The 23972-nt window shown below is 39.6% G+C and carries 20 protein-coding genes; 9 read left to right on the forward strand and 11 right to left on the reverse strand.

Going from position 1 to position 23972, the window contains the following annotated elements; genetic code table 11:
* Positions 1-12: 12 nt before the first annotated feature.
* The 3 genes from ACUXV0_RS15585 to ACUXV0_RS15595 form a co-directional block, all read right to left on the reverse strand.
* Positions 13-837: a phosphosulfolactate synthase gene (locus ACUXV0_RS15585; RefSeq protein ID WP_446190498.1), complete on the reverse strand. Its 825-nt coding sequence runs from the start codon at positions 835-837 to the stop codon at positions 13-15.
* Positions 838-1125: 288 nt separating this feature from the next.
* Entirely contained in the window at positions 1126-2451 is a 1326-nt protein-coding gene (locus tag ACUXV0_RS15590; protein ID WP_446190499.1) for an MFS transporter, read from the reverse strand.
* Positions 2452-2491: 40 nt separating this feature from the next.
* Positions 2492-3133 carry a uridine kinase family protein gene (locus tag ACUXV0_RS15595; RefSeq protein ID WP_446190500.1) on the reverse strand — a complete coding sequence of 214 codons (642 nt, stop codon included), beginning with the start codon at positions 3131-3133 and terminating at the stop codon, positions 2492-2494.
* Between the two features lie 456 nt (positions 3134-3589).
* Between ACUXV0_RS15595 and ACUXV0_RS15600 the strand changes: the two genes are divergently transcribed.
* The 3 genes from ACUXV0_RS15600 to ACUXV0_RS15610 are packed head-to-tail and all read left to right on the forward strand — an operon-like array spanning position 3590 to position 6597.
* The gene (locus ACUXV0_RS15600; protein ID WP_446190501.1) at positions 3590-4606 is read left to right on the forward strand and encodes a LacI family DNA-binding transcriptional regulator; all 1017 of its coding nucleotides are present in this window, start codon (positions 3590-3592) and stop codon (positions 4604-4606) included.
* A gap of 46 nt (positions 4607-4652) precedes the next feature.
* A complete protein-coding gene (locus tag ACUXV0_RS15605) occupies positions 4653-6056 on the forward strand; it encodes a BamA/TamA family outer membrane protein (RefSeq protein WP_446190502.1) in 1404 nt (467 codons plus the stop codon).
* A 4-nt stretch (positions 6057-6060) separates the two neighbouring features.
* Positions 6061-6597: a hypothetical protein gene (locus tag ACUXV0_RS15610; protein WP_446190503.1), complete on the forward strand. Its 537-nt coding sequence runs from the start codon at positions 6061-6063 to the stop codon at positions 6595-6597.
* Here ACUXV0_RS15610 and hemH read toward each other — a convergent pair.
* Positions 6594-7616 carry a ferrochelatase gene (gene hemH / locus ACUXV0_RS15615; protein WP_446190504.1) on the reverse strand — a complete coding sequence of 341 codons (1023 nt, stop codon included), beginning with the start codon at positions 7614-7616 and terminating at the stop codon, positions 6594-6596. The two genes, ACUXV0_RS15610 and hemH, sit on opposite strands and share 4 nt — an antisense overlap.
* The gene (locus tag ACUXV0_RS15620; RefSeq protein WP_446190505.1) at positions 7617-8342 is read right to left on the reverse strand and encodes a hypothetical protein; all 726 of its coding nucleotides are present in this window, start codon (positions 8340-8342) and stop codon (positions 7617-7619) included.
* Between the two features lie 104 nt (positions 8343-8446).
* Here ACUXV0_RS15620 and ACUXV0_RS15625 point away from each other — a divergent pair, with 104 nt between their 5' ends.
* Positions 8447-8596, forward strand: coding sequence for a hypothetical protein (locus ACUXV0_RS15625; RefSeq protein WP_446190506.1), 150 nt, complete (start codon positions 8447-8449; stop codon positions 8594-8596).
* Here ACUXV0_RS15625 and ACUXV0_RS15630 read toward each other — a convergent pair.
* Both ACUXV0_RS15630 and ACUXV0_RS15635 read right to left on the reverse strand, forming a co-directional pair.
* Positions 8593-10485 carry an amidophosphoribosyltransferase gene (locus ACUXV0_RS15630; RefSeq protein ID WP_446190507.1) on the reverse strand — a complete coding sequence of 631 codons (1893 nt, stop codon included), beginning with the start codon at positions 10483-10485 and terminating at the stop codon, positions 8593-8595. The genes ACUXV0_RS15625 and ACUXV0_RS15630 overlap by 4 nt on opposite strands.
* 151 nt (positions 10486-10636) lie before the next feature.
* Positions 10637-11584, reverse strand: a complete 948-nt coding sequence (locus ACUXV0_RS15635; protein WP_446190508.1) for a glycosyltransferase family 2 protein — start codon at positions 11582-11584, stop codon at positions 10637-10639.
* Between the two features lie 105 nt (positions 11585-11689).
* Between ACUXV0_RS15635 and ACUXV0_RS15640 the strand changes: the two genes are divergently transcribed.
* The gene (locus ACUXV0_RS15640; RefSeq protein WP_446190509.1) at positions 11690-13168 is read left to right on the forward strand and encodes a hypothetical protein; all 1479 of its coding nucleotides are present in this window, start codon (positions 11690-11692) and stop codon (positions 13166-13168) included.
* Positions 13169-13176: 8 nt separating this feature from the next.
* Entirely contained in the window at positions 13177-14652 is a 1476-nt protein-coding gene (locus ACUXV0_RS15645; protein ID WP_446190510.1) for a hypothetical protein, read from the forward strand.
* Here the strand turns inward: ACUXV0_RS15645 and ACUXV0_RS15650 are convergent.
* From ACUXV0_RS15650 to lhgO, 4 genes are all read right to left on the reverse strand, one after another.
* Positions 14644-16080, reverse strand: a complete 1437-nt coding sequence (locus tag ACUXV0_RS15650) for an NADH-quinone oxidoreductase subunit N (RefSeq protein ID WP_446190511.1) — start codon at positions 16078-16080, stop codon at positions 14644-14646. The genes ACUXV0_RS15645 and ACUXV0_RS15650 overlap by 9 nt on opposite strands.
* Positions 16081-16082: 2 nt before the next feature.
* Positions 16083-17657, reverse strand: coding sequence for a complex I subunit 4 family protein (locus ACUXV0_RS15655; RefSeq protein ID WP_446190512.1), 1575 nt, complete (start codon positions 17655-17657; stop codon positions 16083-16085).
* Positions 17654-19666, reverse strand: coding sequence for an NADH-quinone oxidoreductase subunit 5 family protein (locus tag ACUXV0_RS15660; RefSeq protein ID WP_446190513.1), 2013 nt, complete (start codon positions 19664-19666; stop codon positions 17654-17656). Before ACUXV0_RS15660 ends, ACUXV0_RS15655 begins: the two co-directional genes overlap by 4 nt.
* A 181-nt stretch (positions 19667-19847) precedes the next feature.
* The gene (gene lhgO / locus ACUXV0_RS15665; protein ID WP_446190514.1) at positions 19848-21050 is read right to left on the reverse strand and encodes an L-2-hydroxyglutarate oxidase; all 1203 of its coding nucleotides are present in this window, start codon (positions 21048-21050) and stop codon (positions 19848-19850) included.
* Positions 21051-21225: 175 nt separating this feature from the next.
* On the opposite strand from lhgO, the gene ACUXV0_RS15670 reads away from it, so the two are divergent.
* From ACUXV0_RS15670 to ACUXV0_RS15680, 3 genes are all read left to right on the forward strand, one after another.
* On the forward strand, positions 21226-21453 hold the full coding sequence (locus tag ACUXV0_RS15670) for a hypothetical protein (protein ID WP_446190515.1): 228 nt from the start codon (positions 21226-21228) through the stop codon (positions 21451-21453).
* Positions 21454-21535: 82 nt separating this feature from the next.
* Entirely contained in the window at positions 21536-22597 is a 1062-nt protein-coding gene (locus ACUXV0_RS15675) for an NAD-dependent epimerase/dehydratase family protein (RefSeq protein WP_446190516.1), read from the forward strand.
* A gap of 173 nt (positions 22598-22770) precedes the next feature.
* Entirely contained in the window at positions 22771-23892 is a 1122-nt protein-coding gene (locus ACUXV0_RS15680; RefSeq protein WP_446190517.1) for a hypothetical protein, read from the forward strand.
* Positions 23893-23972: the final 80 nt, after the last annotated feature.

Genomic DNA, 23972 nt, shown 5'->3' on the forward strand with positions numbered 1-23972 from the left:
ATGGATCAGTAATTAGTCGTCCTGACGAATTCTATCGTCTTGATAATACTTACCTAATTTGTACTTTTTCTTGATGTCATCAGGAAGGAAAGTCGCAAAAGTATCTCCTCTCAGACCCAGTCTGATAGTTTCTAGAGGAATAAGTTCGTTAGGGGCTATGTTACCAAGGTTTACGTTAGAACCTACCAACTTCACGAAATAAACCTGCTGTCCTTTTTGAGGTGCTTCCCAGATAATATTCTCAGGAGAAATAGCATGAATAATTTCATCTACCAGCCCTTGTCTTACCTCTCCGCTACTTCTGTAAAGTCCGATGTTTCCACCTTCTCTGGCTTCGCCAATGACTTTCCAGGCACCAGCATCTAGCTCGGCCTGCATCATTTCTATCCATTTATAAGGGGCGAAAATCTTCTCTGCGTCTTTAGAACCGACCTCAGATAACACTTTTACATGCTTAGAAAGGCGGCTGATGTATTCACACTTTTCTTCATGCGGAAGAGTAATAGAGCCATCTGATACTTCTGCATGTTCCAGTCCGAATTTATCCAATACTCTCAGATAGTCTTCAAACTGCCCTCTTACTGTAAAGGCCTCAAAGAGAGTTCCTCCAAAGTAAACCGGGATGCCGGCATCTTTATAAACTTTGATTTTATCCTGTACATTAGGTGTAACATATGAAGTGGCCCAGCCAAACTTCACTATGTCCATATACTCTGATGAAGTAGTAAGTAGATCTTCAATTTCACGAATGCTCAGACCTTTATCCATGACCATGGTCAATCCAGCCTCGCGAGGTTTAGGGGTACGCTCCGGTACCAAATCTAAATCGTAATTCATGTAATACTTTTGATTACGGGGTTTTAGAATGAAGTGCCAAAAGTAGGAATTTTTTAAGATCACAACAATTTACAGCTGCATTGTTATTGGTCATGAAAAATTATTTTTTCTTTCCTCAAACCCTGTAAATAACGAATGATTGACCTACTGATTTCAGTAATACTTTATAGAAAATGCCTTGCAAGGCTTTATAAGAGCTTTAAGAGTAGAAAGGAAGCTTTGTACTCTTTAAAGACACTCTAAAATCTTTTCAATATGACTTTCGTCAATATTTAATTCAAAAAGTTTTTAATGAGAAGCTGGAGCAGGTGTGCTAGTGGCTGTTTGCTTACTTGGTTTTAGGAATAGCAAGGCCACGCTAGCCAGAATGAGCAATACCCCGGCAAAACTGATGGCATTTCTAGGGTCATTGCCTAGGAAGTTTTCCAAAACATAACCAAACGTCAAGGTTTGAAGGATCATAGGTATTACGATCATCATATTGATAATACCCATGTATACACCATATCTTTCTTTCGGGATGTCACCCACTACCATCAAATATGGTATTCCCATCATACTGGCCCAGCCTATTCCAAAGCCGGTTATGGCTACAAAAAGTAGATATTTATTTTCAATATGAGGGAAGGCTAAGAAGCCTGCGGCCGCTAGAATCAAACAAATTAAATGAACATATTTTGGTCCCAATTTTTTGGCAAACCAAACAAGTCCAAAGGCAGAAAGAAAGGTGACGATATTGTACCAGCCATTGACTAGGCCTGTCCAGCCAACAGCTTCTTCGTAAAGAGCGGGATCAGATTTTGGCGTAGCATTATAGACAGACAGGGCAATGCTTTTAGATGAGTTTTGCCAGTAACAAAACAAGGCATACCACTGAAACAAATAAACTAAAGCTAACTGCCACATCACTCTGGGCATATCACCAATAGCCGAGAATATTTCGACAAAAGGAGCAAAAAGGCCTTTTTTTGAATTCTTTATTTTTTCTATTTCCTCAGGTGAAGGTGTAACTTCTGGTGTAGTCTTTACGCTCCACCAGATAGAAGCAATAGAACAAACTGCTCCCAGGAAAAAGGAGGCATAAACCCAGTTTGGGAGTGAGCCTGTTTTACCAACGATCATTAAAGGAAAAATGAAAAGTGAAAGGTTTGCCAAGGTTTGACCAAAGCCCGTAAAGAAACTTTGGGCTTGAAAACCGGTCGGTTGCTGCTCTTCATCAAGGGTGTCAGCTATAAAAGCCCTGTAAGGCTCCATAGCCGTATTATTACCTGCATCTAAAATCCATAAAAGACCAGCCGCCATCCATAATGAGCTACTAAAAGGGTAGATAAACAAGGCCAGACTACACATGATAGCACCAATAAGAAAAAACGGTTTTCTTCTTCCCCATTTCGGGTGCCAGGTTTTATCACTCAAGGCTCCAATGACAGGCTGAATCAACAGGCCTGTCATGGGCCCTGCCAGGTTTAGGATAGGTATTTCTTCGGGCGATGCCCCTAACATATCGTATATGGGGTTTACCGCACTTTGCTGTAAACCAAAACTGTATTGAATGCCGAAAAAACCGACATTCATATTGATGATTTGCCAAAACGATAATTTAGGTTTTTTCATAGGTCGGTTGCAGCTTATTTCTTCAGTTGATATCGAGAATTTATCGTCTTAGCGATGGCTTGAATTCTTTATCGATAATTATATCGGCTGTAGAACGATACTCCTTGATGATGTCATGTTCAATTTGCAAAACTTTTTCTACAAATGGATCAAAGGCTTCACGACCTCTATTTATTCTATCAGAAAGTGTGTCTCTAAAATCACGATCAATGAAAATTCGATGATCGTAGTTTTGTAACTCAAGTGTATACGTACCTTCAACTATGAGGACATCAGCGTTTTTAAAGTTGAGTACTTGTTGTTTGAAACAATTGCCCTGAAAATCTGAAAGTGGAGCCATAACAGTTTCCTTTTTTCGAAAAGCCTCAATATGCTGATCAAGAATATGCAGATTGACCTCATGAGGGCCCACATTCTCCAACCCTTTCAATCTATTCTGATGATTATCTGCAGCCGGGAGTTTGAAGTAGTCATCCATATGAAGTACTTCAGCTTTCAGTTTAAGCTCTTCCAGGTATTGTGAAAGACAAACTGCTGTTACAGATTTCCCGCTTCCGGATTCGCCTGCAATACCGAAAACCAGACGCTCCTTCGAGGCTTTCTGAAGGTCAATTGACAGAAGGTGGATGATTTCTTTGCTTAGCAAAAGATAGTCAGGCTTAATCTGCAATTCTTCTTTCATTTCATTCTACTTTCCGTGGGTCAATTAAGCCCAAAACTTCAGCTACTTCTAGGAAACAATTGTAAATTAACCTCTGGTAATTTTGAAGAGGTCAAAGGGAAATGAATGTCTGCAGTTCCGGAGCCATCATAAAAGGGGTTCTATTTTTTGAATTCTTTGATTCAAAAGGCTCTAGAAAATCAGAGAAAAAAAATCTGCGGATAAGCCCGCAGATCTTTTCATTCATTAAACCATTTCGTCTTGGAAAGTTCATTGAGGAACAAAAAGACTCTCATTTATTCAACCCTCCTCAAACTTTACAGAATCAAAGTAAATCTTACTTTATTATAAATAAAAATTGTGGCAACTTGCAATCGATTGTGCAAACGATTTCGGTGAATAAGTTTTTGAAAATGACTGATAATCAGTTAAAAACGTATCGAAAATCAAGCGGAAAAGACCATTTCAAAGAGAATTATGAAGAAAATTACCCTAAAGGAATTGGCTGGGGTGCTAAACATGTCTGTATCAACGGTGTCCAGAGCCTTGTCTGATCATCCTGATATCAGTGAATCCACAAAACAAAAGGTAAAAGACGCTAGTCAACTCTATAATTACACCCCTAATTTGAGAGCCAGGTATTTACGGACAAAGAGTTCGGGACTGGTTGCTCTTATTTTGCCGGAGTATAATATGTTCTTTATTCCTAATTTGATGAAGGCCATCTCTGAAGTGGTGAATGACCATAATTACTCCTTGTTGGTTTTTCAGTCTGACGATTCTTACGAGAAAGAGTTGGATATCATTGAATATTGTAATCAAATTTCTGTAGACGGTATCTTACTTTCTATTGGTACTGGTTTTGACCATAAAAAAGATTTGATGGAGCTTTCCTCTGAAGGAGCTCCAATTGTTCTTTTGGATAGAGTTTGGCCAAATGACCGTATTAGTCATGTGAGCATTGAAGGCGATGTGATCAGTGAAAAAGCTTTGAGATATCTCAAAAAAATGGGTCACAAAGATGTTATTGGTGTTTTTTCTTCAGAGGAGCTGACCATTACTAAGGCCAGATATAAAGGTTTTAAGGAAAGTCTTGAGGAATACGACGGGGAGATTAAAGGTAAAGCCACCTTTGTTAGTAAACTGGATGAGTTGGAATTACAGCTCGAAGCGGCACTCAAAGACTATCCAGAGGCTACTGCATTATACGTCATGTCAGATGAGCTGGTTATGAGAGTCTATTATTATCTGCAAAAAAGTGGAATTAAGGTACCAGATGAGCTTTCAGTAGTATCTATCTCAGATGGTACTCTTCCTTTTATCGTATATCCGCAGCTTACGCATTTCTATCACTCACCAGCCAAAATAGGTCGTAAGGCGGCCGAGGTTCTATTTGATCAGATTAAATCAAAAGAGAGCGAAGTCAGGGATATTAGAATAGAATGTGAGCTGGTTCAGCTGGGTTCAGTCAAAAATATCAAGGAAGAGGATTAAGATTGATTCTTATAAGGGTTAAATTGCGGGTGAAACCTCATTTTATATGAAAGGGCATTCCCCCTTTATGCTTCTTTTATTGGTCTTTGGTCTTACAATAGATCTATTGGGTCAGTCGACCGAAGGGGATACGCTGTATATCGCCTCTATAGAGCTGAAGGGAAATGATAAAACAAACTCTTCTATCATCTTTCGGGAATTGAGTTTTGAGCTTGGAGAACGCCGCCCACAGGCAGAATTGGTAAGGGAACTGGAAAGGTCCAGAAGAAATGTCTTCAATACTAACCTTTTTGTGACAGTAGATGCAGAAATGGAAACAAAGGCAGATAGTGCTTTTATCACCTTTCAAATGAAGGAACGTCTCTATCTTTTGCCCCTGCCTATCCTTTACCTGGCCGATAGAAGTTTTAACGAATGGTGGTATAACCGAAACAGAGACCTAAAAAGAGTGATTTATGGAGTTCAGGTTTCACATTCAAATCTTACAGGGAATGCGGATATATTAAAGCTGAAGACTTATGGTGGCTTTATACCATACTTTGAGCTTTCGTACAGTAGACCATATATTGATCGGCGACAGCGAATGGGTATTAGCGGAGGTGTCTTCTTTTCTACTCAAAGGAGTTTTGCTGTAAGAACCTGGGAGGATAAACTTGATTTTCTGGAAACAGAAGAAAGAAGTAGAACCCGAAGGGGAGCGTTCTTAGAATATAATCTACGGAATGCACTCTATCATTTTCATACGATTTATCTCGGGTACACCAAAATGAGTATAAGCGATACTGCAGCCCGGGTAAATCCGAATTATTTTAGGAATGCCGGTACGGAGTTAGGTTACGCTACTTTCAAGTATGATTACCGATTTGATAAAAAAGATAATGTGCTTTATCCTCTTGACGGGCATGTCCTTAAAGCCAGTTTAACGGCGTTTAGCTCAGGTTTTGCTGAAGGAACAAACCACCTAAGGGTCGGGGCTGAGTATTTAGGGTTCTATCCATTAAGTAGAAAGTTTTATGGAAGCCTAAAAGTGCGAGGGCAGTTTTCTATGCCTCAAAAACAGCTTTATCCTTTTCTTCTGGGGCTGGGATATAGAAATACCTTAGTAAGAGGCTATGAACTGAACGTGATAGATGGACAGCATTTCGGGTTGGTTCAGACAGACCTCAAATACCAGCTTTTGAAGAAAACTTTCAACATTAGCCGTTTTTTGAAGTTTAAACAGTTCAACTCAGTGCCTGTTGGAATCTATAGTAGAGCGTTTTTTGATACAGGATATATCAAAAACTATTTCCCTGAATTTAGTAAGAGTAGCCTTTCAAATAAGCTCTTGTACGGCTATGGTATCGGGCTTGATATCAGCACTTTTTATGATACCGTATTTAATATTAATTATTCTGTGAATCAGTCTGGGTTTAATCGAGTATATTTCGGGGTACAGAGATATCTATAACCCAATGCACTCTCTCAAAATCACTGCTTTCTCTATATCATGTTTGTTTTTGGCTGCCTCTTGCAACCCTCTTTCAGATGATTCTGAAAGTGATTTATTTAACAAGCAACAAGAGGTTTCTCCTTACGCAGTGAATTTGATTAATCACATTTTTGGGAATGAGGGCACTTTCCGAGGTTTTGAGCTTGGTGAAGAATTTCACATCATCAAAGAGAAGGAAGATTTAGAACAGTTTGAAGAAACTGATGATGAGTATGCGTATACTTTTGAGACCGATAACGATGAAATAGTTGATATCTACTACAGTCATTTGGAAGGCGAATTAAATGAGGTTTTAGTAGATATATACTTAAATACTGACAGCTTGACTGCTGAAATGGCCAGTGGAATAAGTCAATTTCTAACCATCAGATATGGGCACCCTGAAGTAGACTCGCTTTTTCATTGGGAGATCAATGAAACAGATAAGGTACAAATGAAGGTGGTCAAAAAAGAATTAGACCATGGCCTTCAGGTCACATATAGCAGAGAAAAACCTTAGGCTTTAACTGTAAGGTCTTCCAAAAGGTCCAGCCAGTTTTTAGAGTCGTTTAGACTTTCAACCAATTGCCATCTTTCACCGCCATTTTCCTCAAAAAGTTCTTTATATTCATCACCTACTTCAATGGTGGTTTCAAGGCAGTCTGCCACAAAGGCTGGTGAAAAGGCTAGTACGCTCTTCACTCCTTTGGCTGCAAGGTCTTTGATTGTTTGCTCCGTATATGGCTGAATCCACTCTTCGCGTCCAAGTCTTGACTGAAAGCATGTCGTATATTTTCCTTCAGGAATTCCGAGTTCTTTGACCAATAGTCGGGTGGTTTCAAAACACTGAGCCCGGTAACAGAATTGGTTTTCTTTTCTTATGGAAGAGCAGCACTTACCAAGCTGACAGTTCTTTTGGGTATAATCTCCTTTTTTGATTTGTCTGGCAGGAATACCATGATAAGAGAAGATTACATGATCATATTCTTCTTTCTCCAGATACTTTTTGCCATTGTCCACAAAACCTTTGATAAACAGAGGATGAGAATAATAGTTATTTACCATCTTGATTTCAGGAATGGTCTGCCAGCCGTTAACTACACGATTAACCTCCTCGTAAACAGAACCTGTGGTGGCTGAAGCATATTGAGGGAAAAACGGGATAACAGTTATTTGAGAAACCCCCGCTTCTTTAAGTTCATTTAGCTTAGATTCTATTGATGGACTTTGATAACGCATTGCCAATTTGACAATGTAGTCTTCCCCTACAACTTTCTGAAGCTCTTTTTCATTGCTTTCACCATAAACTTTGAGAGGAGAGCCTTCTTCTGTCCATAGTTCTTTGTAAGTGGCTGCACTTTTGGGTGCTCTGAAAGGAGCAATAATCAAGTTGACCAACATCCATCTTGGAACGAGAGGGTAATCGATTACCCTGCCATCCATTAAAAACTCTCTTAAGTATTTTCGTACGTCCGGGGTTTCTGGACTGTCAGGGGTTCCAAGATTAACTAAGAGAACTCCTTTTTTAAACTGAATCATTTATTTCAGGAAAAACGGTTTTTCAAAACTTGAGTAGACGCTTTCAGGTAACTTTCTAAACACCTTAATGTTGTCTAGTTTACGTTCGCCTCTATCGCCTGAAAAATAAACCTTGCCATATTTAATATAGTTCTGCCAAGGCATAGAAAATAGCGGTTCTTCGTCCTCAAAGCTTCTGTAGAAGTCCCATTGAGACACAAGACCGGTTTCATTATCAAAGTAGATATGATATTTATTGTCGGGAGTAACACCGGTATTTTCAAAGGTCAGTTGAATAGCCTTAGCGTCTCTATCATCTGAAGTTTTCATCTTCCCCAGGTATTTGGCCGTTACGCCTTCATCCTGAAGTTTAAACGGCATGACAAGCCAATAAGAATCATTTATCCAGATTTCATAGGCCCGTTGTAGATACTTGCTCACTGAGTCTGCATGAGTAACCTCTTGGCCTTGTTTAAAAATCTTTCCCTCCTTCGTGTTAGCATTGATCAGGTAAACCTCCGGCTTGCCTTTTATGTCAATTCTCACATCTCCGGTGTATTTGTCCCAGGTTAAGGTTCTTACACCAAAGAAGTCCCAGCTGATATGTCTTGTAAGGTCATAGTTGATTTTTTGACCCATTTTTTCTTCCGCTTTACCGATCAATAAAAGAGATTCTTTATCCAGGTTTTGGGCATGAATATTGAAACTTAGGGTAGTAAATAAGAGCAGGTTTAGAATTTTTCTCATTTTAAATATCACTTCTTTTGGTAAATGCACCGAAGAATAAATTAGTTAATAAATTCTTCACCCAAGCTTAAAGAATACATAATTTTATCAAACATTAGCAAACGATGAAAAAGATGAACTCTACAGACAAAAATAAGGATAAGACCAAAGTAAATTCTGAACATCTCACAATTCACGATTGTCTAAAACTCATTGGCCTAACTGAAATTACAGCCAATGTTTATTCTACCAATACAAAGAAAACAAGAGGTTAATAAGCTCTAACTTCACGGCCTTCCATGAAGTTTATGAATGCTTTATTCACCACTCTGTTGCCACCTCTTGTAGGGTAGTTACCTGTGAAGTACCAATCACCAAGGTTCTTCGGACAAGCCTTGTTCAAGTTTTCTACTGTTTGGTATATGACGGCCAATTCTGCCTTCAGGTTCTCAGGTTTTAGTATCTCTGCAATTTTTCTTGATACTTCCTCATAATCAAAAGTATTGTACAGCTTCTGTACATAATTACTCTTGTGAGATTTCTTATTTGCAAAAGCTCTGAGCGTCTCCTGATATACCTCTTCTTTCATATAATCGAGGCCTTTTTCATTCAGCAATGCTAGCATGGCTCTGTAAGCTGCAAACTCTTTTACCTTTGACATGTCAATACCATAACAGTCCGGGTATCTGATTTGCGGTGCAGAGGAAACAATTACAATCTTCTTAGGACCAAGTTTGTCTAATAACTTGAGGATAGATTTCTCAAGGGTAGTACCTCTCACGATAGAGTCATCGATAACCACGATGGTATCTTTACCTCTTCTCACCACACCTTGTGTCATTTCATAAACCTGAGCCACCATTTCACCACGATCATTATCGTTGGTAATGAAGGTTCTTAGTTTTACATCTTTAGAGACAAGTTTCTCATATCGAGGTCTGAACTTCATGATTTTTTCCATGCGTTCGTCGCTCACATTACCACCTTTCATTTGATCTATTCTCCACTGGGTTAGGTAGTTTTCCATACCCTCCATGAGTCCGTAGAAAGAAGCTTCTGCTGTATTTGGGATGTAAGAGAAGACCGTGTTTTCAAGATCGTGGTCAATTTCTTTGAGGATTTGAGGAACCAGTAGTTTACCAAGGTTTTTTCTTTCCTGATAAATTTCATCATCTGCTCCTCTGGAAAAATATATTCTTTCAAAACTACAGGCCTTACGCTCAGTAGCCTCAATGATATTAAACTCGCCAAACTCGCCGTACTTGTCAATGATGACCGCATTTCCTGGAGAAAGCTCTTTGATATCATCAAATTTAGCACCGAAAGCGGCTTTTAGCGGAGGACGCTCAGAAGCTACAACTACCACCTCGTCATCAGCCCAATAATAGGCAGGCCTGATACCCGCTGGGTCTCTAACCACAAAAGAAGAACCATATCCAGTGATACCAGCTAAGGCGTATCCGCCATCAAAATCACGACATGCTCTGTGTAGAACACGCTGCAAATCCATATTATCTTCAATGATATCTGACAAGGCAGGATTATCATAGATGCCTTTGAATCGCTCAAAAACGCGTTGATTTTCTTCATCCAGGAAGTGACCGATTTTCTCCATAACGGTTACGGTATCTCCCTGATCTTTTGGATGCTGACCAAGTGTCACAAGCTTTCTGAAAAGCTCGTCTGCATTGGTCATATTAAAGTTACCTGCACATACCAGATTTCGGCTTCGCCAATTGCTCTGACGCAGCATCGGGTGACAGTTTTCAATTTCATTTTTGCCGTGTGTTCCGTATCTAAGGTGCCCAAGCCAAACTTCACCAGTAAAGGCAAGGTTTTTTTGAAGCCATTCAGCATCCTTAAACTTGTCTGGTTGATTTTTAAGTACAGATCTGTACTTTTCATTGACCCTGCTGAAGATGTCAACAATAGGTCTGTTTTCTACCGATCTGTATCGGGAAATGTATCTACTACCCGCTGGAACATCTATTTTAACGTTGGCTAGTCCGGCACCGTCTTGTCCACGGTTAGACTGCTTTTCCATTAAAACGTACATTTTATTGATGGGGTAGAGAGGGGTGCCGTATTTTTTGATGTAATAATCTAACGGCTTACGGAGACGAATGAGGGCAATGCCACATTCATGTTTTATAGCGTCACTCATATAAAAATCCTTAGAATTGAGCCTAAAAGCTCGTTTAAGATTTTAAAAGACAAATTTCAGTATTCTGTAAGCCCACCGCAAATTTTTCATGAATTAATTGCGAAGCTTTCCTGACAATGACCTAGTAACGAGATTTAATCACCGTATGGTTCTACTGGTGCAAATCTTTTTCAATAATGTACCTGGGTCTGGCCTTTATTTCTTCATAGATCTTACCGATGTATTCACCTATAAGACCAATGGCTATCATATTGCTTCCACTAAAGTAGGCCATTGGGAGTAGGGTGGAGGTCCAGCCAGATACTGTGGTACCGGCAAACTTACTAATGATAACATATGCTGTGATAAAGAGAGCTATGATAAAGTTCAAGACACCAAACCATAATACTAGCTTCATGGGAGTAGTTGAGAATGAGGTAATGCCGTTCCAGGCAAAAGCAAGCATTTTTCTCAGAGGATATTTACTTTCTCCAGCTTCTCGTTCCTTTCTTTTGTAATAAACCTTCTCAGATTTAAAGCCTATGGTCGGGATGATACCTCTTATAAACAGATTTGACTCTTTGTAGTTTTCCAGTTCCTTGATGATCATTTTATCCATGAGCCTGAAATCTGCATGGTTATAAACTACCGGGACGCCCATCTTGAGCATTAGGGTATAGAAACCTTCAGCAGTAGATCTTTTGAAGAATGTGTCAGTAGTTCTGTCGTTACGTACACCATAGACTACTTTTGCCCCGTTCGCATGAGCATCTACCATTTTTTCAATAGCCTCTATATCGTCCTGAAGGTCGGCGTCTATTGTGATAAATGCATCGAAACGATCTTTATTCTCCAGCATTCCGGCTAAAACAGCTGACTGATGACCAAAGTTTTTGGATAGCTTCAGACCATTGGCCCTTTCATTTTTTGCGACGCAATTTTGAATCAATTCCCAGGTTATATCTTTACTGCCATCGTCTACAAAACAAAGTCTGCTGTCAGAGTTTACTTTATTTCCGGCAATGAGGCCATCTAGGTATCGAAGCAAAGTTCCAGACGAACTCTCAAAAATGGCCTCTTCATTATAACATGGCACAATGATCACTAAGGACTTCGGCATACTGGTCTTTTTGGTCAAAGCAAAAGTAAGGAAACCCTATATATTTTGAGATTTAAACGTCGTTTATTCCTAGGTTTCTTACTTTTGAAACTGTAAAAATCGATTATGAGATTCAAGATCGCGTACGTTCGCATTCTTACTATTCTATACCTGGCTTTTCCGTTGATTCCGTTTTATTTGGGTTGGTTAAAGCCAGTCTATGCCGGGCTTTGTCTTCTTTTATTGTTTTTGTCTTTCTACTTTTTTGTCAGAAAACAAGACCTTACAGAGGTAGAAGTGGTTAGTCGAAGGTTTATTTTCGTGGGTGGTTTGATATTGCTCTTTTGGCTCATGTTTTCCGGAGTTGGTGGTTTTGGTTATCAGTTCCATGATCACGTTAAAAACAATACACTAGCCAAAGAACTAAGTAATCTTTCATGGCCTATTAGCTATAATGTGGACGGCGAAACCATGTATTTGAGTCATTATTTGTCGTTCTATATTGTTGGGCCAGCCACCGGAGGAATTTTAGGGTATAAGTATGCACAGTTGGTTCTATTTATTTATACCTATCTGGGACTTGTATTTGGAGTTTTCTGGTTCGGAAGAGCCCTTAAGCAGTACAACTGGAAGTTGGTGCCTTTTCTCATACTGTTTGGAGGTATTAGCCTCTTTTCATTCTTCATCAAATTTGGAGGTGGTGCTTTTACCGAAATTCTCACTAGGGTTAAGGAGCATGGTTATGTCTTTTGGATGAATTCATTTGATGTTATACCGCTCAACTTCATGGGTGTAACAGACATGTTATATTGGACGCCACAGCACTTTTTGCCTGCCTTGATCGGAGTAGGTTTATGTCTAAACGCCGCCCTTGTAGAAAAGAGCACTGGATACCTGCCGTATGCATTATCTCTTTTGGCTATGTGGTCACCAATGATCTTGGCGGGTTTATTTCCTGTATTTGCCTTGGTAGTATTATCAACCCGATTTAGGGGTATGTGGTCTGTGACCAACTTGATAATAGCACCAATTTTATTTCTGGTAAATGCAAGCTTTCTCCTCGCAATTGACTCTGAAGAGTTAGTTAAAAATTTCATTTTTCAACCTCAATCTGAAGCCGGATATAGCCTCTTGCATCAAGTAGTCGTTTACTTCTATTTCCTTTTGATGGAGGTTTTATTGTGGTTTGTACTTCTTTTCTATGCGAAGAGAAAAAATTGGTCTGTCGCCTCAAAACAATTCATATATCTGAGTCTGGGAGCTTTAATTTTAATTCCACTTTATCGTTTCGGTCTATGGAACGATTGGTGCAATAGAGTCTCCGTTCCTTATCTGTTGATATTAGCATTCTTTGCTTTCAAGACTTTTCTTGATCTTAAACCCAGATGGAAGCCGGCGTTCTACGTCATTTTAGCCCTGGGAAGCATGGGGGCTTTGATGGATATTGTAGGCTCTGCCAGAAGCTCGGGTTTTGTGCCAACATTTAAACCTCCGGTGGAAGGGCAAGTACAAACACTCCCTGAGATTTGTGTGAGTTATCCTATCACGCAGTTTGTGGCTTCTGAAGAAACATTCTTCTTTAAATACTTAGCTAAAACCAAATAGCCTCCTTTATGTTTAACCTGAAGATTAAGCATCTCAAACTGGCCACACTGGGTTACCTGGCTTTACCTGTTATTCTCTTCTTTTTGACCTGGGTTAAGGTGTTTATCGGAGTATCTATGATCGCTTTATTTGCTGTGGTGTTCTATCGGTATGCCGCTCAGCTTCCTAAAGAAGAAACTGAATCTTTTGAGATAACCCACCTGTTGCTAGTGCTTTTTGTTGGTTTAGTTTGGTTGTCATATTCAGGAGTGGGTGGATTCGGAGTTAAAGTTCATGATCATTACAAGCTTTATGCTCTTGCAAAAGATATCGCAGAAAATGCTAAGCCTGTCCTTTATGAATTTAATGGGCAGAAATACTATCTATCTGCCTATCTCGGCTATTTTATTACAGCTCCTGTGCTTATGGGCTGGGCTGGGTATAATGCAGTTCAAATCTTTGTTTTTGCCTATGGCTTTATAGGTATTAGTTTGGTTTTAATATGGCATTTGGTTTTGACCAATCAAAAGACGGTTTGGACTGCTCTCATTTTTATTTTTATCGGTGGTTTTGATATTGCCGGTTACCTTTTTCAAAATGGGTTTAATTTTGCTGATAGTATACCTCAATTTTATTGGTGGAATTCCCTTCAGTCTTCAGATTACCTATTATATCACGGCAATAGTAATCTTCTTTTTTGGTCTGCACCTCATACGTTTCCAGGCTGGTTGGCTTCTGGTATTTTTTTCTATGATTTAATCAAAAAAGAGGATTTAAAGTGGTCTCCCGTATATTTATTCACGCTAGTATTCTGGTCTCCATTCATATTAGTTGGCTTGCTTCCATATTTTGTTTTGAAGTTGCTGAGTGATCGTTTTCAAGGGTACTTCAAATGGGAAAATATTTTATTGGTAATACCAATGGCTTTACTGGCCTGGTTTGTGACTTCGGTTGGTGTAAGTGATCTTGATCAAGGGCATTTTTTTAGAAATGTGGCTTCGGGAATGCAGGGAGTAGAGCACATGTTTAACTATTTGTGGTTCATATTTTTTGAGGTGATGATCTGGGGTGTTATTATCTATGTCTATACACGTCAGAGTGATTTCTTTCAGAAGAATAAAAAGTGGTTCTTTTTAATGCTTATTCTATTGGCCTTCATACCATTATATAAGCTAGGGAAATATAACGATTGGGTACAGCGTGTCTCCATGCCTTCATTATTTCTCTTGTGGGTTTTTGTAATACGAATGTTGAACGTTGCCAAACTGAAATATGCCAAAATTCTGGTTGGAGGTTTGATCTTTATTAGTTCTCTTGACTCCATTACTTATTGGATAACAGGAATAAGTGAAACTAAAGGATTGTTTGGTTTTGACCCTTTGAAAAAAGAAGAAGTTCTGCCTATGCCTCAGGCCGCTGTTGAAAATGGGTGGCCTATTGAGCAATTCCTGGCTCCGGAGGATGCCTCCTTTTTTAAATATATAGCCAAAGAAAACCTAGAATAAGAATCCCTGTATCCATTGCGGAGCAAAGAAAAAGGCTAAAACCGCAAAGGCCAGTATGGTCAAAAGACCCAATTGCATAAAATTCAGTTTGATCTCACTGACATTTTCACCAGGCGATTTCATGAACATGAAATACGGGATTTTGAAATAGTAGTAAATAGATACGGCAGTATTCACAAGGCCAAATAATAATACCCAAAGGAGTATTTTATGTCCTCCATTACTGTATTGCTCCCAAACATTGGTAAACACCAGGAATTTTGAGGTAAAGCCTGCTGTAGGGGGAAGACCCGTTAAGCCTACCATGAAGATCAGGCCAACAATTCCAAAGAATACAAACTTTTGACTCAGGCCAGCCATTTTTTCAAATGCAAAACTTTTTACCTGGGAATTGATCATGTCAAGTAGCAAAAATGCTCCTGTGGTCATGAAGATATAGACAGCCATATAAAATCCAGATGCCCGAAGACCCGTCATCTGAAGTCCGAGAAAACCAACAAGTAGAAAGCCTGACTGAGCAATGCCCGAGTAGCCCATCATTCGTTTGGAGTTCTTTTGGGTTAAGGCTGCAAAGTTCCCGATAAGTATACTGAGTAGGATGATTGCAGAAAGTATGATAGTATGATCTACTGGAATTACTTCAAGAATACGAAAAACCATATATAAGCCGCCTACTTTAGGTGCTGTGGCCAAAAACGAGATAATTGGAGTAGGTGTGGCCTCATAAACGTCAGGGGCCCAGATATGAAACGGAGCAGCAGCAAGCTTAAACAGCGGGCCAGCCTGCGTTAGGATCATTGCCACTTGTAGTAAAGTAGGAGAGCCGTTGAAGTTGGTTAAACCTTCCTGAATACCCTGAAAACTTAAGCTGCCAGAAATACCATAAAGAAAAGATGCTCCATAGAGCATGACTGCTGTTGAGGTAGCCCCAAAAATCAGGTACTTGATTCCCGCCTCCAGATTATATGCCTCCTTTTTCATGGCTACTAGCATGTACGAGCATAGAGAAACCACTTCCATGGCTATAAACATGCTCAGCAAATGCGAGGACATCAAAAGAAAGGATAGTCCAAAAATGATCCCGAGAATAAGAATAAAGTACTCGGCATCAAGGACGACTTTCATGACCAGCATGTGGAGGAGAATGATACTCCCTGATATTAGAACAAGTCCTTTGCCGAAATGACTGAATGCATCATAATGAAGCAGATTATAGAATAGTTCGTTTTCTGTTGGTCCGGAGTTTACATAGGAAACAACAGCTGCCAAAACTATGACAAGAGAAACCACATGCATGTAATGCTTATTGCGATCTGTTTTCTTTAAAAATGAGGTCAGGGTAGTCAGTAACAGAATACCGAAAACTATGATAATCTCTGTTCTTAAAACAGCACCGCTTTCCAGAATGTGTTGTAACTGTTCCTTCATTTTTACTTGATGATCGTTTGAAGGAAATAGTCGATGCTATTATTGGTAACATCCAGGAGAAGGGCAGGCCAAACCCCGTAAACTATGGCTAGGACTCCTAAAGAATAAAGCAATACAAACTCTCTTAGTGTAAGATCATTCATTTCTTCTGCCAAATCTCTGTTGACCCAGAAATTGCCAAAGAACATTCTCTGCATAGCCCAGAGCAAATAAACTGCAGAAAGTATGATACCTAACACAGCTAAACTCGGAAACCATTTTGATAAGTAAGGACTGCTAAAACCTCCTAAAAGAGAGAAGAACTCTCCAATGAAACCAGAAATTCCGGGTAGACCTAAAGAACCGAAAAAGGCTATGATAACTGCCCCAGTGAAAACCGGCATTTTGCCAGCTAGTCCTCGGTAGTTCTGTATCAATCGATTATGGGTACGGTCATATATGACTCCAACTACCAAAAAGAGCATAGAAGAGAGGATACCATGACTAAACATCTGATATATGGCACCATTAAACCCTTCATTATTAAATGAGGCCAAACCAAGCAAGACAAAACCCATATGCGAAACAGACGAGTAGGCAATCAATTTTTTCAGATCATCCTGAGCAATGGCATTAAAGGCACCATAAATAATAGATAAGACCCCGAGCCCGGCAATCCATGGGGCAAAATCGATAGCTTCAGCTGGGAAAAATCCAATGCCGATTCGCATGAAACCATAACCGCCAACTTTCAATAATATACCTGCAAGTACCACAGAAATAGAGGTAGGTGCCTCCACGTGAGCATCTGGCAGCCAAGTGTGAAAAGGTACTGCAGGGAGCTTAATACCAAAACCGATCAGCAATAACAAAAAGAGGATAGTTCTAACCGGCGTGCCGAGCCATTCGATGCCGGATGCAACGTCTAGTACCGACCCTTTAATGTATTTTGAAGAGTCTGCTAATGATCTGAAATCGAAAGTAAAACGAGCAATTTCTCCTTCAGTAGCTGTATTGACCGATAGGCCCATCGCTAACATCACTACCAGAATAAATACCGAGCCCACCAAAGTGTAAATAATGAACTTCATGGCTGCGTATTCTCTTCTTTCTCCGCCCCAGATTCCTATCAGGAAATACATGGGAAGTAGCATGAATTCAAAGAACAGGAAGAATAAGAAAAAGTCTAATGCCACAAAGCAGCCAAAAATAGAGCTCGTAAGTAGAAGGAAGAAAGCATAAAAAGCCTTCGGTCTTTTCTCTATGGTGAAAGAGGAAATGACACCTGCCAGCATGACAATACCAGCCAGCAGAACCATGGGCAAACTTATGCCATCTACACCCAATAAGTATTGAATATTGAAACTCCCGAATTCTCCTAAATCAAGATTAATCCAAGGCTTTTGTTCTACAAACTGATAGCCATCAATCTGGCCATCAAAACTTCGGTAGAGAAAAAGGGTAATGAGAAGATTGACTACAGAAACCACCAGGGCCAGATACTTAGAATTTGGCTCTAGTTTCTTGGGTAAAGAAACCGTTACCAAACCTGCCAGTAGTGGCAAAAATATGAGTATTGATAGCAGGTACTGTGTCATATGCTAGCCAAAAATATCAATAATGCGATTAAGATGACGATCAATGCCATTAAATATGACTGTATTTGACCACTTTGTATTTTCCGAACTTGTGCTCCTATATTGCTCACAAACTCTGATATAAACCGAATCACTCCATCCACCAACTTGGTGTCCATAAAGGAGCCTGTTTTTCCCAGTTTTATGACGGACTGAACCAACATTTTTACTGAGCCGTCGACAATCCCATTGTCAAAATAATGGAGCCCTTTGGCCAGGTTTTTATTGCTCTTTTCTATGTTGACAGATACACCTTCTACCACAGCTTTGTCAAAACTATTTACCATATCTGCCAAACCATCTGTTTCATGACCGCGGATGGTATGATTCCCTACGATAAACGGAGCCAGTTTTTTGACATAAAAATCATCTATTCCAAAATGATTTTGACCGAGGTCAAAACTTTTGCCCAACGCCTTCGTCTCAAAATTCCTGAATTTTTGCCAAGCCAAATAAATAGCTAAAATGGCAAAGGCTAATAGGGCATATGCTACCCAATGATTGGCCTGATGGGCTATAGGTAAAGCCTTAGAAAAGTAACTATGTTCAAAATCCAGCGGATTCAAAGAATGAGCAGCCCAGGTAGAAAGCAAGACCAATGGGAGAATTGCCCACTCGTAAACTGTAGGTTTTGACCATTCTTTGCCTCCGTCTTGCTTCTGTAAAAAAACCAAAGTGAATTGTCTACTAACGTAAAACGCAGTCATTACTGATGCGATAATTCCCATTAAAGGAATAAGGAAAAATAGGGGTTGATCTTTGTCAGCAGCCCAATTAAAACTAGAGAGGATCACGGCGTCTTTGGAAAGGAAGCCTGCTGTTAAAGGCAGTCCGGCTAATGCACCGCCACAAATGAGGTAGGAGAGAGCTAAAATAGGTTTTTTGCGAAGCAAGCCACCCATCTCACGCATATCTTGTTTATGATGAAGGTGGTCAATAACGGCACCAGCGATAAGGAAAAGGCCGGCTTTGAAAAATGCGTGGGTCAATAAGTGGAACAGAGCCGCATTGGTCGCTCCTGCTCCCATGGCCATCACCATTAGTCCAAGCTGAGATACTGTAGAAAAGGCCAATACCTTTTTGATGTCAAACTGATAAATAGCAGAATATGCAGCCATCAAGGCCGTTAAAGCTCCAATACCGGCAATTATAATTCCTGCAGTAGGCGTGATCATAAAGTCAATTCTGGCCAGAAGGAAAATGCCTGCCGCCACCATAGTAGCTGCATGGATCAATGCAGAGGCAGGTGTAGGGCCGGCCATGGCATCGGGTAGCCATACCTGTAAGGGTAATTGTGCAGATTTTCCCATACAGCCTCCAAATAGGGCCAGTACTGCTATGGTAGATAAACTATTATTGTCATTGAAGAGTGTTGACAAATCACTGAGGTCTAACGATTGATAAAGAAAATAGGTAAGCCCTATCCCAATAAGAAAGCCTGCATCTCCAACACGATTCATCAGGAAAGCTTTCAAAGAAGCGTCTGTGGCTGTTTTTTTCTCAAACCAAAAACCAATAAGCAGGTATGAGCAAAAGCCTACCAGTTCCCAGAAGATAAATAACAGGAGCAGGTTTCCAGAAACCACCAAGCCCAGCATGGAGAAAATAAAGAGGTTCAGGTAGCTGTAATAATTCCCGATTCTGGCATCGCCTTTCATGTATTTGGTAGAAAATATCTGAACCAAAAGACTGATGAACTGAACCAGAATAAACATCAATACGGTAAGTTGATTTACCAGAAGGCTAATCCGGAATTGATTCTCACCCAAGTTAAACCAGGTGTAATGAAAGGTTTGACCTTCCTGAAATCCTGTAAAAAGTAGGGCAGCTAGTAGAAAGCCAACGACATTCAAGAATATCGAAAAGCCATTGAGCAGTTGCTTGTTTTCTTTTTTGCGGAGCAAAATAATGACCACAAAACCCAAAAGGTAGCTTAGAAGACTTAAGAAAATAAGCTGGTTAGCCTGCATACTGCTCTAAATGAAGCTGCAAATTAAGTGGTTTGCTATTACTCTACCAACTTAGTAGAGTAATACTTTAATTCTTTGGCAATTTAGGGAATTGATAGGGCTTAGCCCATCAATATCCATCTTTGTTTAGTTCTTTAGATTTTGATGACTTAATGGTGTTTAATGCTAGATATTAGAAAATCTAAACAAGTCTTTTTAAAACCATTTCACTCACGGTTTGACCTATAGAAAGTGAGCTGGTAGCTGCTGGTGACGGAGCATTACAGACATTAATGGCTTGTTTGTTCTCAATTATCGCAAAATCATCTAATAACCCACCTGAATAGTCACAAGCCTGGGCTCTTACACCGGCACCTCCTGGAATCAGATCATCCGCCTGTATTTCTGGTATGAGCTCTTGCAAAGCCTTGGTAAAAGCGGCTTTTGAAAATGATCTGTAATACTCACCCATTCCTGTTCTCCAGTATTTTTTAGCAACTTTCTGAAAACCAGGCCACATTAAGGTCTCCTTAAGTTCAGAGAATTTAAAATCTGTTTTCTTGTATCCCTCTCTTCTAAAAGCCAATACGGCGTTAGGCCCGGCTTCTACTCCGCCATTCACCATTCTGGTAAAATGAACCCCTAAAAACGGGAAGTTTGGATCAGGGACTGGGTAAATCAAATGCTTAACCAGATACTGTTTCTCTGGTTTTAGCTCATAATATTCTCCTCTGAAAGGGACTATTTTGAGGTTAATTTTATCATCCTCTGTCATTTGAGCTACTTTATCAGAGTATAAGCCCCCGCAATTCACCACCAGCGAGGTCTCGTAACTTCCTTTGGTGGTTACCACTGTTGAGTTTCCGTCTAATTCTGAAATAGAATAAACTCGCTCTCCGTATCTTATTTCACCGTCAAGCTCCTGTACTTTTTCGGCATATTTCTCACTAACTGCATTATAATCTATAATTCCTGTCTGTGGAACTTTAATGCCTTTGATTCCTGCTACATGCGGCTCTATTTCACGCATTTGTTCCTGATTCAGATATTCCAGATTGGTCAGACCATTCTCATTACCTCGCGTAAAAAGAGTTTCAAGAATGGGCAATTGTTCTTCACGGGTAGCTACCACGATTTTACCACATAACTCGTATTTGATGTCTTCTTTATTACAGAAGTCGATCAATTGATGGTAGCCGTCAATACAGTTTTTGGCCTTCAGGCTTCCTGGTTTATAATACAAGCCTGAGTGAATAACACCAGAGTTATTCCCCGTTTGGTGTTTGGCAGGGCCGTCTTCTTTTTCTAAAACCAAGAGACGGGTCTGCGGTTTTTGTTGTTTTATTTTCAAAGCAGTGGCCAGTCCTACAATTCCTCCGCCTATTACGATTACGTCGTATTTCATGTCTTTTTTGGTGTCTGATGCCCGATGTTAAGCATCGGCTGTTCTATGTCAGAAGTCTTAATTTGGTATGTAGGTGATTGACTTTCACCTTGGATTAAAGATTAAGTCCAATAAATTTTGGCTGTTCAAGGCCTCAATCTTAAATTTGTGCAAATTTATTATTACAGAGATACGAATGAAAAAATTAGGATTTTTATTCTTGATGGCTGGAGTAGTAGCATTAAGCTCTTGCGACTATCAGAAAAACAATACCATAGAGCAGAAAGACGTTAATGAGGGCAATGAAAGAGTTTATGGCGATGGCCCGGACGCTCCTGCTCGTCAGCTACAACAGCAATATGAAGCTTCACCTGAAGATGCTGCCAGACCAACGGCCATCAAGGAAAAGCTTTATGGACAATAATCCTGGTTTGATAATATTAGAATAAAAACGCGAGCGGTTCTTCGGGGCTGTTCGCTTTTTTGCTTAAAAACTTTACAACAAAATGAATATAGCCGTAGTAACTGGCTCAGCTGGTTTAATTGGATCAGAATCTGTAGCTTTTATGTCTGATAAGTTTGACTTGGTTATCGGTATCGATAACAACCTAAGAGCTTATTTTTTCGGAGATGAAGCCTCTACCGAATGGAACAAAAAGAGAATTGAAGATCAGTTCTCAAATTATAAGCACTATCAGGCAGATATACGTTCTGAAGAGGAAATCGGGAAGATTTTTGCAGAGTACGGCAATGACATCAAGCTGATCATACATACTGCAGCACAGCCTTCTCATGACTGGGCAGCACGTGAGCCTTTCATGGATTTTACGGTGAATGCAAATGGTACGTTGGTGATGTTAGAAATGACACGCCAGCATTGTCCTGAAGCTGTATTTATTTTCACTTCTACCAATAAGGTTTACGGCGATAACCCGAACTTCCTTCCATTGGAAGAGAAAGAAACACGTTGGGAGATCGCTGAAGATCATGCGTATTTCAAAAATGGTATCGACGAAGAAATGAGTATTGACCATACCAAGCACTCATTGTTTGGAGCATCTAAAGTAGCTGCTGATGTGCTGGTACAGGAGTACGGTCGTTATTTCGGGATGAAAACAGGAGTGTTCCGCGGAGGTTGTTTAACAGGGCCTAATCACTCTGGGGCACAGCTTCATGGATTCCTTGCTTATCTTATGAAATGTGCTATTACGGGCAACCACTACACCATCTTTGGTTATAAGGGAAAGCAGGTTCGTGATAATATCCACAGCTGGGATCTGGTGAATATGTTCTGGCATTTCTATCAGGCTCCAAGAGTGGCTGAAGTATATAATGCTGGTGGCGGAAGGTTCTCTAACTGCTCTATGATGGAAGGGATAGCTCTTTGTGAAGAGATTACAGGCAATAAAATGAATTACAGCCTTTCTGACGACAACAGAATAGGTGATCATATCTGGTATATTTCAGACCTTAGTAAGTTTAAAGAACATTATCCGGGCTGGGACTGGAAATACGATCTGAAGACTACCTTGACTCAGATGCATGATAATATTTCTAAGAGAGTATGATTTAGTCTCAAGACTTATCATTAACACGTTGAGGGAATTAAGAATTGATAATTAAAGCAGTAATTGAAATAAATGGCTGCACGGGATGCAAGGTGTATTTATTCAAGTTTTGTTGATTCAATGATATTATTTCCTTTCCAGAATTAAATTTTTAACATACTCGCTTATTTAAAATGAAAATTTTAAGTAGTAATCCACTCAACTTTCAATTTAGACTTTTCATAACTGTCATCCTTTCCATTTCAATTTGTCCATCTGTGTTGGGTCAAGAAATGATTGAGGCGACGATCTATGTATCTCCAGAGGACTCTATGAAAGGTTTCATCCAGTATGAAAAGATTGTCGACCTTTCAGATGGTATTGAGTTTTGTGAAAAAATGGGAGACAAGCCAAGGTTTATCTCACCCAATTACATTCATGGATTTAAGTATGAAAACCTCTTATTTAGAAGTTTGTGCCTTTATACGGGTGACAAAAAATCTTGTTTGTTTGCTCTGGCAATTGTAGAATCTAAGCTTTCATTATATAGTGTTGACAATTCATTTTATTCAATTAAAGACGGTTTCGTCGAACAGTTGGACAAGCCAAAAGCTGTAAAAAAAGGTAACAAGATATATGAGCAGCAAGTAGACATTCAACAGTTCAATAGGCTTTTTGCTGAGTGTAATAATAGGCATGAGCTAATTAAGGCAATTAAGTATGACATAAAGTCTCTTAAACAGGCGTTTTTGAGCTATAATGAATGCGTGGATAATGAAATTACCTACAGTCACTATATAGAAAAAGCGGAAACAAGAGGTGGTCTTTTAGTTTATGGAGGGATAGGTAATTCTAATTATCCCATGTATGATTTGGGGGGTTATATAAAGTATGCACCCAATAATATGGGAGGTTTAAAATACTTTAGACAAGTTTTGGGCCGGACAGAAAATAATCGAAGACTTATCGGTCAATTTGAGTTTGGATTTGAAGTGAATTCAATATCAGAAATTGCTAGGACGGCTAGTTTTATTAGTGGTGCTGTTCTATTACAGCACGCATTTACCAATCCAAGGTTGAAGAGTTATTTGTATGCAGAGGCAGGGCTTCAAACGAACATAAAGGTAAGCACAACAGGTGATCTCTATGCATGGAAAAGAAACCTTGGTGTCGGTATACCAGTAGGCTTGGGTCTCCAGCCAAGTTGGGGTAAAAATTCGAAAAATAGAATTGGGTTTGGCCTCCGATACTTGAGAATTAAAGATTTACCATTCATACATCAAGATTTTAAGGCCTTCTTTAGATTAAATATTTAAAGTCCGTCTTCACATTTAATAGACTTAACTAAAATTAAGTTTGGCATTCCTCGTAAAAGGCTATTATTGAACTCATCATC

The organism is Jiulongibacter sp. NS-SX5 (assembly GCF_052828545.1).